The 11,908-nt window shown below is 53.9% G+C and carries 7 protein-coding genes; all 7 read right to left on the bottom strand.

Annotation, left to right across the window (positions count from 1 at the left end):
• Nucleotides 1–462: 462 nt before the first annotated feature.
• Nucleotides 463–1,779 (bottom strand): HlyD family type I secretion periplasmic adaptor subunit, encoded by a 1,317-nt coding sequence (locus PSE_RS10805; protein WP_014284887.1) that lies wholly within the window; start codon nt 1,777–1,779, stop codon nt 463–465.
• Nucleotides 1,772–3,565, bottom strand: a complete 1,794-nt coding sequence (locus tag PSE_RS10810; RefSeq protein ID WP_041768322.1) for a type I secretion system permease/ATPase — start codon at nt 3,563–3,565, stop codon at nt 1,772–1,774. The genes PSE_RS10805 and PSE_RS10810 overlap by 8 nt, the downstream gene beginning before the upstream one ends.
• 265 nt (nt 3,566–3,830) lie before the next feature.
• Complete coding sequence (locus tag PSE_RS10815; RefSeq protein ID WP_014284889.1) at nt 3,831–5,423, bottom strand: M10 family metallopeptidase; 1,593 nt, start codon at nt 5,421–5,423, stop codon at nt 3,831–3,833.
• A gap of 741 nt (nt 5,424–6,164) precedes the next feature.
• On the bottom strand, nt 6,165–7,325 hold the full coding sequence (locus PSE_RS10820) for a mandelate racemase/muconate lactonizing enzyme family protein (protein ID WP_014284890.1): 1,161 nt from the start codon (nt 7,323–7,325) through the stop codon (nt 6,165–6,167).
• 57 nt (nt 7,326–7,382) lie between these two features.
• Complete coding sequence (locus tag PSE_RS10825; protein ID WP_008549295.1) at nt 7,383–8,939, bottom strand: BCCT family transporter; 1,557 nt, start codon at nt 8,937–8,939, stop codon at nt 7,383–7,385.
• 15 nt (nt 8,940–8,954) lie between these two features.
• On the bottom strand, nt 8,955–10,079 hold the full coding sequence (locus PSE_RS10830) for a mandelate racemase/muconate lactonizing enzyme family protein (protein WP_008549394.1): 1,125 nt from the start codon (nt 10,077–10,079) through the stop codon (nt 8,955–8,957).
• 48 nt (nt 10,080–10,127) lie between these two features.
• Nucleotides 10,128–11,480 carry an FAD-dependent oxidoreductase gene (locus tag PSE_RS10835; RefSeq protein ID WP_014284892.1) on the bottom strand — a complete coding sequence of 451 codons (1,353 nt, stop codon included), beginning with the start codon at nt 11,478–11,480 and terminating at the stop codon, nt 10,128–10,130.
• Nucleotides 11,481–11,908 lie beyond the last annotated feature (428 nt).

Consider the following 11,908-nt stretch of genomic DNA (forward strand, 5'->3'; position numbering starts at 1 on the left):
AAAGCATATATGTGTGTCAATGAAATAAATTCATGATTTATGCATATTCGTGTAGGTTAGTGTTAGCTTTATTTACTGCGATAACTTGAGCTTTAATTTCATCTTGCAGTTTTGCGACTCCCAAAATCGGGGAGATAAAGATCGCGATGTTTGGTGGTAAGCTGGGAGCTCTTTGAGGGCGAAAGCAGCTGTGTTGTGCCAGCCAATGCATCGGACAAGATAGGCTTATCCGACTGAGGCAACAGCCTTGCCTTCAAACCGGAGGTGATGAGATGAGGTTATTCCCCATTTCACTCACGCTTAAAATGAAAAAGACCCGCAGCCGGCTGGTAATCGCGCTACGGGTCACTTTCAGCTTATAAGCAAAAGGGAGGGGACCTAAAGTTCCCTTCCTACTCCGGTATTTTAGTCCTCACGACTTCAAAAATCAATGAAGCCGCCCTCCGAGGAAATAAGGGTCCCTTACTTCTCCTTGAGCGCGTGAGCGATTTGGTCCTGGAGGGGTTTTACGAAGTAGGAGAGGACGGTGCGTTCGCCGGTTTGGATGAAGCCTTCGACGGGCATGCCTGGGACAAGGGTCTGGCCGTTCAGCTTTGGCATCTCGCTCTCCAGGATCTTGAGGCGGGCCAGATAGAACGGCTCGCCGGTGACCTCATCGCGGGTCAGGTCTGGAGAGACGTTGAGCACGGCAGCACCCAGCTCTGGCGTGGTACGCTGGTCGAAGGCGGCAAGGCGCACATAAGCGTCCTGTCCCACTTGCAGCTGGTCCACGTCGATTGGCTGCACCCGGCTTTCGATCACCAGTTCACTGTCTTCCGGCACCACCAGCATCAAGGTATCGCCCGGTGCGATCACGCCGCCCACCGTGTGAACTGCAAGCTGATGCACGTAGCCAGACTGCGGCGCGCGGATGTCGATGCGCTTCAGGCGATCCTGTGCAGCAACTTCCTGCTCTTCCAACTCAGCAATCTGGGAGCGGATAGTCTGCAGGTCAGAGAGCACCTTTTCAAGGAACTCCTCGTCCAGCTGCAGGATCTGCACGCGCTTTTCGCTGATGGCTTCCTTGGTCTGGGCGATCTGGGAGATCAGTCCGCCGCGATCACCGATCAGTTCAGCGCGCTCGCGTTTGATGGCAGTGACCTGAGAGGCGTTGATCAGGCGCTTTTCTAAAAGTGAGGAGAAGTCGCTGAGCTGCTGGGTGACAAGATCGATGCTTTCTGCCTTGGCATCGCGCTGCACCTGCAGGCCTTCAATCTGCTGCTCCAGCTGAGCGATCTGCTCGCCAAGCTGTTTCTTGCGGCCCTTGATGCCTTGCTGGCGGGCGTCAAACAGAGCCTGTTCGCCATCGAGAGCTGTGGCCGCGATCTCGTCAGTCTTGGCAAGCTCAACAAGAGTTTCCGGGAAGATCACACGCTGTTCGCGACGCCATTCGGCGGAAAGACGGGCCTCCTGAGCCTGCATCTGGTGCAGACGCTTGCGGGTGATGGCAAGGTTGGCTTTGACCACGGTCTCATCAAGACGGAACAGCACGTCACCGGCTTTGACCTCGTCGCCATCTTTGACGAGGATCTCACCGACAATGCCGCCTTCCTGATGCTGGACCTTCTTGGCCTGACCATCAACCGCGATGGAGCCGGAGGTGATCACCGCGCTGTTGATCTTGGCAACAGAGGCCCAGCCACCAAGGCCGAGAACCAGAACGCCCACAAGGGCGATGCCCCAGCGCAGATGTTTCTTACGAGAGGACTGAATGGAGGAAAGTGTTGTTTGCTCAGGCATGTGGCACCACGCTCAATGGTCCTGTTTTTGCAGCTGCTGGCGCTGGTTTAGCGCCGGGTGCCGGGGCACCGGCTGGTGCAGGCACGCCGGTTGGGGCGCTGATTTTTGGCAGGACTTCTTCTTTCGGGCCAAAGGCGGCCTGCTGGCCATCCTTTACAACAAGCAGCAGCTCAACGGCTGAGATCGCGCTTGGGCGGTGCGCCACAACAATCACGATGCTGCCGTTTTGACGCATCAGTTTGATGGCGCGGGTCAGCGCCGCTTCGCCTTCTGCATCCAGATTGGAGTTTGGCTCATCCAGCACAATCAGGAAGGGGCTGTCGTAAAGCGCGCGGGCCAGGCCAATGCGCTGGCGCTGGCCGGCAGAAAGCAGAGCACCGCCTTCGCCAACTTGCGTGTCATAGCCATCTGTCAGGCCGGTCACCAGCTCATGCACATTGGCAAGCTGAGCCGCTTCAAGAATTTTCTCGTCATTGCGCTCAGGGGCAAAGCGCGAGATATTTTCAGCAATGGTGCCGTCGAACAGTTCCACGTCCTGCGGCAGGTAGCCGATGGCGGTGCCAAGGCGGTCCTCAGACCACTGGCCCAGCTCGGCGCCATCAAGGCGCACGGAGCCGCGATGGATTGGCCATACGCCCACAAGCGCGCGCACCAGACTGGTCTTGCCGGACCCGGACGGGCCGATGATGCCCATGCCATCTCCGGCCTTGAGCTCAAAGTTGACGCCAGCCAATGTGACAGCACGCGCTCCTGGAGGAGCTGTTGCGATCTGCTGAACATTAAGGGTCTTACTTGGCAGAGGCAGCTCGGTTTCCGGTGCGCTTTCATCCAGACCTTCCAGCGCTTTTTCCAGACGGGCACGGGCCTGACGGGCGGCGATGAACACGCGCCACTGGCCAACGGCCTGTTCAACAGGAGACAGGGCGCGGGAGGTGATGATGGAAGCTGCAATCATAACACCCGGAGAGACTTCCTGAAGGATTGCCAGCCAGGCGCCAACAGCAAGAACGGCAGAGCCGAGCAGGAAGCGGAAGGCCTTGATGGCGGTGGCAAACAGGGAGGCGCGGTCACCGGCTTTGGTCTGGGCATCATAAAAACGGGCGTTGGCTTCATCCCACTTGTTGGTGAGCGTGGAGCTCATGCCAAGGGCGCGCACCACTTCCGCATTGCGGCGGGCGCCAGTGCGGGTGTTGCTGCGTTGAGCATTCTGCGCAGCCAGTTCTTTGGCAGGCGCACGGCTCATGAACTCGTTGGCAAGCACAAGAGACAGGATGATCACGGCCCCGGCCAGTGCCAGAATGCCAAGCCAGAAGTGGAGTACGAACACCAGACCCAGATAGATCGGCATCCATGGAATATCGAAGAGCGCGGCTGGACCCTGACCACCCCAGAACTGGCGCATGGTCTCCAGATCGCGGATCGGGTCGACGTTTTTGCCGGTATTGCCCATGCGTAGCGGCACGCGCAGGTTGGCGAGAAACGCGGTACGCGACAAGCGGGCGTCGATCTCCTGCGAGATACGCGACAGGCCGCGGGCACGAATGCCTTCCAGCAGGGCGAAGAACAGGTAGAGGATACCGGCGAAGCTGGCGATGATCACCAGTGTTGGAACACTGTGGCTGGCCAGAACCCGGTCATAGATCTGCAGCATGAACATTGGGCCTGTCAGCATCAAAAGGTTGATGACCAGACTTAAAACCCCAACGCCCGCATACCCGGACCGCGACGCACCAAACGCCTCAGATACCAGCGGGCGCTTAGGCTGCCCGTTCTTCGTTGTACTCATGGATACTCCCGAAACCACCTGACCCCAACTCAAGTGCGCAGCATATTCTGACATGGTTGGTCAGAGGCCTAGATGCTGCAAAACTCGTGGTTATGCCCCAATAAAATTTGAGGTGCCTATAGTATGTAAATCGCACACTATTTGAAAGGGCAAAGACACTAAAATTTTTTCATCCATTCAAATTGAGGCGAACACCGCAAACTTATGATTTAATTAAATAATTATGCAACCTGCCATAAGGGCAGGTTGCACGTTTTTTGGGAGCTTACACGAAGACGAAATCGTCTGCGTTGATGACGCTGGAATCAACACCGGAAAGGGTGATGGAGCCACCGTCATAGTTGATCACTGTGTCTGCACCAGTGTCCTGAATGGAGAGGTCTGCAAAGCTGTCTGCACCGCTTTCAAACTTCATGAAATCAAGGCCATTGGAGAAGTCGATGATCGTGTCTGCACCGCAGTTGATGTTGAACACGAAGGTGTCGCTGCCGGAACCGCCGGAGAGGGTGTCGTCACCGAGACCGCCTTCGAGGGTGTCGTTACCAGCATTGGCATAAAGGCCGTTGTCAGCATCGTTACCGATCAGCTCATCGTTACCTGAACCAGAATAAGCATTCTCGATCACGGTGTCGCGCATGATGGTCATGTTACCGGTCAGACCATTCACGTCAGAGTAAGTCTCTGCGACCAAAGAGATCTTCTGGTCAGCACGAACGGAGCTGAAGTTTATGCTGTCGTTGCCGCCATTGTCCATGATGGTGAACGTTGCCGGGTTCAGGTCGGCGATGTCATCGTAGTAACCGCCTGCGGTGGAGTTTTCACCGTAAACGGTGGAACCAGTGCGCAGATCGGTTGCTGTGCCGTACAGGTCCTGCATGGCAAGAATGTCTGCGATCATCGGAGTCACCACATAGGCGCGGCTTGCGTCCACGTTAGTGTTCTCCACCTGATCGAAGTAGGACATGATTGTCGCTTGCCAGGAGTCGTTGGAGTAGTGGTTGTCTACACCATAGGTGGCTGCACCATTGTAGTTGCCAGCGTGACCAAGGCCGAGGGCATGGCCGATTTCATGCACATAGGTCTGGAACGCATAACCATCCAGATCAGTGCCATAACGGGCAACCCAATCGGTGCTGACGTTTACGGTTGACGAAAGGATGGTGCTGCCGCGAGTGGTCGAGTTTGCGTAAGCGCCGCTGTCGTTGTCGTCAAATGTGATCTGAGCACCAGAGCTGACAGTGCGGAACTCAATGCCAGTGACCATTGTCCAGGCTTCGAGAGCTTTGGTTGCAAGCTCACGACCGGAAGAGTTCAGACCGTTGAGGTTCACGGTAAGGGACTCGCCTGGGCTCACGTCAAATGCGCGACGACCACGGCCTGTGCTGTTCCAGTATCCATCTGTCAGCTGAGCTGCAATCTGATCGTTGGTGAATGCGTTCGGATCGGTTGGTGGATCGGTTGGGCCGCCATCTGCATCAACAGAGATTCTGTAGTCGCCGCTGTAACGGTCGTTATAGGAAGCTGCGCCGATGTAGTAGGTGCCGGTGGTTGTTGCGGTGAAAGTGATTTCGGAGTTACGTCCGCTGCCACCGTCATCATCTTTAGCAATTTCGTTTGCGTTGGAATCGTAAAGGTACAGATATGTGTCGGAAACGCCCCCACTTCCGATACCATCCATAGAAATGGTGTAGGTTACCCCTGCCTGCACCTCGAGTTTGATTGCGTCTTTATCGCCGGAGAAACTCAAAGTTCCTTCAAAGGTATCTCCCGATGAAATGGAGTAAGGTGTTGATGTGCTGTAAGGCGCATCGCCACCTTCAATAACTCTGGCTTCCTCACCATGGTAATCTCTAAACATATTATCTCCCCTAGAGTAATAACAGTAGTAAACCATTTAAACGTATGAAACGTGCACTCGAAGGCAATATAGATTTTTGTCGGATTCACAGATGAAAGTAATATCAACACAATCAATAGTTGAAACCTTGACGAGTTTCAGGTGTGCAAATAGAATACGTGATATATTATTTCATGCTTAAAACATTTGATTTTTTCCGTAATTTCAATTCAATAACCTAATATAATTAGATAAAAACACTTTGCCGTCTGATAAAAAATTCTAAAAACTGACCAGTTGATCAAATAATTGTAGTATGTTTTTCTTGCGGTCTATTCTAATAAATAGATATTTAATACTTAATTTTATTTAGTGATTCTGCAACTTTAGATTTTCCGGAACTACGTAAAATCGATAGAAATTCACAGGGCCACCGGTGGATCTGAGTGGGGTTGACGGGGTAAGTCGGCACATTAACGGAGCTAATCCGGCAAAATGACCTTAAGGTAACTTGCGTTGCTGAAGCCAGCTAACAAAACACCCCGGTCAATTGGGCTTGACCAGGGTGAGTTGTGGGCAGGGTAATTTGCTACCCAGGGGAAATTTCTTTCCTGAATGGCTCAGAAAGGATTCTCCGCCCCTAAGGGCACTTTGTGAGTACGCGAACCCGAAAAAGTGCAGATGGAGGCGGGGCGGAGAGGGGTTTGCCTGTTTGCTGTGCGAATCTCCGGCCCGTCTAGGGGTGCGAGCCGGGGAAATGCATCAGAGGCTCGCCATGAACTCCTGGTTCAGATCAATGCCGAGACCCGGAGCAGTTGGTTTGGCAAAACCGCCGTCCACCAGTTCGGCTTCCGGAGTGACAAGATACTTACGCAGCTCTCCATCAGAGAACTCAGGATGCACGTACTCAAAGTATGGCGCATTGCCCACTGCGAACTGGTAATGGATCGCGGCAGCGGATGTGATGCCGGTCTTCCAGTTATGCGGCATCACCTGGACATTGTTGGCGGTTGCCATCTCGGTAATTCGGCGCAGCTCTGTCAGGCCGCCGCAGCGGTTATAGTCTGACTGCAGCAGGTGTACCTTGCCTTTGGTGATCCACTCTTCGGCTTCAAAGCGGGTGGTGCTCATCTCTGCGCCGCAAATGCGGGAGCGGGTGTTTTCTACCAGCTTGGCGTGACCGCTGAGATCGTCGTGCTGCAGCGTCGCCTCTGCGAAGTACAGCTCCAGATCCTCAATGGAGTTGAGCAGGCGTGCCACTTCGTACCAGTCGGTGAAACGGTAGAGATAGTCCACCATCATATCGGTGTCGTGACCCAAGATGCCACGCAGCTCGCGCAGGTAATAGGCGACTTCCTTGGTGCTCCAGTCTGCTTTGATCGGCACACAGACTTTCACCGCGCGGATGTTGTGGGCTTTGGCTTTCTCCAGCAGCGGCGCGTAACCTTTGATGGCCACGTCCAGAGACGCATCCACCGGAATGGCTGGATAGAGCGTCAGGTATGGATGGATCTTGTCCTTGTTGGTGCCGCCGAGCAGTTGGTACGCCGGGATGCCGAGTTGTTTGCCCGCAAGGTCGTAAAGGGCCATGTCGATGCCGGACAGGGCGAACATGCCCAGACCGCGCATGCCCTGCCACTGCGTGGCGTCATACATGGCATCCCAAATGGCGTTGATTTCGATAGGCAGGCGACCAATCGCTTTTTCAGTGATGTTGGTCAGCCATTTGTGTTCTGTTTCGATGTTGGCGTAGGCGAGGATCGCGTCAGGGGATCCGTCAGCTTCGCCAAGGCCGTAGACACCGTTTTCGTCGGTTACTTTGACGACAACCGTGTTCTGGCTCCAGTTGCTGGCCTGATAATTGACCGGAATGAATTCGATGGATTTGATGGGCGCAACAGCAGGATTGAGTGCCAGTGACATTTTTGTAGCTCCTGTAAGAAAGGCGCCAGTTTTGTAACTGGCGCCCTCGTGTGCTTTTTATTTTTTGCGCATTGGAAGTTCGACGCCGTTGGCAATGTCGCTCTTCAGTTCCTTGATGAAGGAAAGAGCCACGATGCCAAGGATGACGACCATCAACAATCCACCAACCACGGTAGAGATCTGGATGGTACCAAGGTCACCACCAATCAGGTTGATCACGATTGGAATGATGCCGAGGAACAGTGCCCATACAAGGCGGTTCCACAGGGCTGGGTCTGCACCATCTGGCAGTTCTTTGGTGGTCATCGCTGCAAGAGAGAAGGATGCCGCATCAAAGGTGGTTGCCATGAAGACGACTGCGGAAACGCAGAGGCCGATGATGAACAGGGTGCCCAGTGGCAGGTTCGCAAACATGTCGATGATCACGGTGAAGGAAGTCTGGCCGGAAGCCAGCGCTGCTGGTGCATCAAAGATGCCTGCGTCCAGAAGACCGATACCGTAGTTGCCGAAGATTGCGAAGAACACTGCGGTGCCGAGGGAACCGAACAGCAGGGTGCCCAGAACCATTTCGCGGATTGTACGGCCACGGGAGATCTTCGCGAAGAAGAGACCCTGGAACGGACCGTAGGAAACCCACCATGCCCAGTAGAAGATTGTCCAGTCAGACACAAAGGTGGAGTTCTCTGCGTATGGCTCCATATAGGTGCTCAGACGAACAAAGTTAGTGACCAGTGAACCAACTGAAGTGGTGAAGGACTTGATGGTGGTCAGGAAGTAGCCGCCGAAGAACAGCACGAACACCAGAAGACCAATCGCCAGGAAGATGTTGAAGTTGGAAAGCTTCGCCATGCCTTTTTTCAGGCCCAGTGCGGAGCTGATGGTGAACAGGCCAACAACGATTGCCAGTGCAGCAAGGTTCATTGCGGTGCCGTGTTCCAGACCCAGTACTTTGGAGATGCCGGCAGCAACAACAGGTGTACCCAGACCAAGGCTGGTCGCACTTGCAGTCACCAGACCGATCATGATGAAGATGTCGACCACGTTGCCCAGTGGGCCTTTAGCGCGTGTACCCAGAACACCCTTACAGGATTCTGAAACCTTCAGAACAGGGTCTTTGCGAACGTAGTAGTAGTAACCGATGGTGATGGAGCAGACAGAGTACAACGCCCAGGCACTTGGACCCCAGTGGAACATGCCGGTTGTGATGGCCCATTCCTTTGCCAGCTCGGTGCCTGGCTCAAGGCCAAGCGGTGGTGTGGACATGTAATAGATCCACTCACTGGCACCACCCCAGAGGATGCCGGCGCCAATGCCCGCACTGAAGATCATGGCGACCCATGAAATTGTGCTGTATTCCGGCTTTTCATCCGCCTCACCAAGGACGATGTTGCCGTATTTGCTGAATGAGACGGCCAGACAGAAGATCAGCGACAGGATCGCTGCCCACATGTAGAACGCGCCAAATTCATTGGTCAGATAGCTCTTCAGAGAAGAGATGAATGCTTTACCCGAACCCGGTGCAGCAATATCTGCTGCCAGAATGCCCATTGTCGGCAGAAGAACCGCAATGCCGCCGACGAAGAAGTTCGTCTTATCCAGTTGTAGTTTAGCCATGGATGCCCCCATTTATTATTCGAAGACGTAAGAAGCAAAGCTTGCTTCTTTCACTGCGTCCCAATCCATTTCCACGCCGAGCCCGTTGCCCGCCGGCGCGTGCACATATCCCTCTTTGTCTGTGCGGATTTGGGTCTTGCTCGCCAGTTCAAACGCCTCGTAAGGGTAGAACTGCTCGAAGAAGTTGCAGTTGTCGTGAGCCAGAGCGACATGCAGGTTGGCAGCCTGCGTAAGGGTGTACCCCATGCTCTGGATTTCCAGATTCTTGCTGTGGCCGGCCGCGATCGCGAAGCATTTGTTCAGTTGAGTAATGCCGCCGCAAACAGTTGCGTCCTGACGCACGTCTGACCACATCCCAGTGCTCAGTGCGTGCGTAACTTCCTGCAGTGTCAGCAGGCAGTTGCCATGGCTGGAAATTTCAAGATCCGTATTGGCGACGAGGCGCTGATAGGTCTTGAAGTCGTAGTCGGAAACTGGCGCTTCTAGCCATTCCCAGTTGTGGCGTTCCATCCACTTGGCCATTTTCATGGCTTGTTCAGGTGTATAGAAGCCCGCGGTATCCAGCATGAAACGGATGCCGGATGTGCCGTATTTAGCTTCAACAGCTTCCACCAGTGCCACGTCTTTGTCGTAGACGCAGTAGCAGTGCAGTTTGATTGCTGTGAAGCCGTGTTCAATGCAGTCGTCAATGTAAGGGAAGTATTCCTCTACAGTGTCGAACATTGGTGTGGAGGCGTAGGACTTGATTTTGGTCCGCGCGCCGCCAAGCAGCATGTAAAGCGGCATTCCGGCTTTCTTGCCTTTAATGTCCCATGCTGCAATGTCGATTGGAGACTTCGCTGGCAGTCCACCCCAGGTGCAGCGTGCTCCAAGCCAGTTGTTGAGCTCCTGAGTCATCAGCGGATTTTTGCCGATGAGACCCGGAACGATTGTGCGCAGAGATTCAATGATGCACCGATCAAAGAAGTTCTCTGTGTAGCTCATAGTTGCGCCCAGACCCTCGGTTCCGTCCTCGGTGAACAGGCGTACAATGTTGTTGGTGTACAGCAGAGGTTCCTGATTATCCGCCCAGGGAATAGGGGGCGCATTCTCATCAGCCAAAGCATAAAGCTCGACACGGCTAATTCTGCAGTCTTCCATTTTTAACTCCCAGAGTGCCTTGAGGCACCTTCCTTATTGCCCGACTTGTTACAGAGCACTGCCAGCCGCACGCATCGCCTCGCGCAACTCTTTTGTGTCTACGTCTCTGTAATTGATCGCTTTTTCGATTTTCTGTTTTGTCGCCACAGCCGCCGCATGGCCCAGCTCAAAGCACTGGGCAGTAACGCGGGCAGAAGCGAGGGCTTCATGTTCAGCACTCAGGCACCGTCCCGCGACAATCACGTTGTCCAGCTCCTTCGGCACCAGCGTGCCGTATGGAACCTCGTAGTAATCTTCCATCAGCCAGTGCAGTTTGCTCTTTTCACCGGCGTGCATTTCAATCGGCCAGGAGGATCGGACCACGCCATCCTCTGGCTTGTCACAGTTCGCAACATGGTCGTTGGTCAGAGTGTTTTCGCCGCTGATGGTCCGTGTCTGGCGAATACCCACTTCCGGTGGCATGTCAATCAGCTGGGATTCTTCGAAGCCTTTGATCTTGTCCTTGAAGAAGCGGTGATATTCGCGGGCCTGACGACGGCCATAGACTTCCGCGTATGTGAAGTCAGCAGGGTCCACCACGTTCAGCATGCGGTTGTCCTGACCTGCCAGACGGGTGCAGTTCATCAGGAATACGCCCTTCTGCGGGGTCGGGAACACCCAGACCTTGTTGCGAGGTGTGTCGTACTCTCTGCTTTCATAAGCAGTTTTCAGCTTATCCATCATGTCAGGTGGGCAGATGGTGTTCTGGCCGAAGTAATCGTAGAAATCGCTTTCCACCACGTCTGACAGACGGAAGATCATGGTTGGGTTCTGGATGGCACCATTATCGCCGAAGCTGTACGCACACCCCGCTTTCGTCACGAGAGCCGCATCTCCTGACGTATCAATGAATGCTTTTGCTTTGAGGAAGGTGCTGCCTGCTTTGGATTCCACACGGATCGCGGTGATCTCGTCTCCATCACGAACCACTTCGGTCATGTAGGTGTGGTAGAGGCACTGAACGCCGGATTCTTCAAGAAGGTCATCGGCCGCTTCCCGCCAGATCAGCGGATCAAAGGTCACCACGTGGGTATTGCCGTAGATTTGTGGAGGCGTTGCACCGCCTTTTGCCTGCAGGCGAGCACGAAACTCTTCTGCGAAACCGAAAACGATTTGCTTGGCGTCTTTGTTTTCGATGTCGTCCTGGGTGAGGAACAGACCGCAGATGGTACCTGAGAGGCCAGCGACCGCTCCGCCTCCACAAAACCCGTTTTTCTCGATGAGGATAGTTTTCAAGCCGTTGCGTGCACTCATAACAGCCGCTGCAACACCAGATGGTCCGCCACCACAAACAACAACATCTGCTTCAGCAAGAACAGGAGATGCGGTTTCTGCTAGGGCAGTCTCTTTCCAGTTTTTCATGGGTGCTTACCTTGTATGCCACGGTTTATGGCTGTTTGCTTTAGTTCTGAGTCCATGAGGACCGTTTGGGTAAACATATCCTCAAATCTGACATATTAGCAACCTTAAAAGCAAAATGAGGAGGCTGTGGCAATGGTAATAACCCTTAGAAATCGACGATTTTTGCCAAATATACGGCGCTGATATGGCAATTGAATCCGCCTGACATGCCAGTGAAATCATGCCAGTTTTAGACTATCAAAATGCGATAAAGCGCTCATTACTTTGGCTTTTTCAGTTTGTCTCAAATCTGCAAAGCGCAGCAACTGCCGGAATTCTATGTAGTTTTCGCGTGACAGAATGACACAATGCTGGCAGCTGATAGATTACGGTATGTAAGAGGCGTCCAGGGCTGACATGTCAGGAGATTGCCAAAGGGCCGATAAAGG

The organism is Pseudovibrio sp. FO-BEG1, from assembly GCF_000236645.1.
In the GTDB taxonomy this organism is placed as follows: Bacteria; Pseudomonadota; Alphaproteobacteria; order Rhizobiales; family Stappiaceae; genus Pseudovibrio.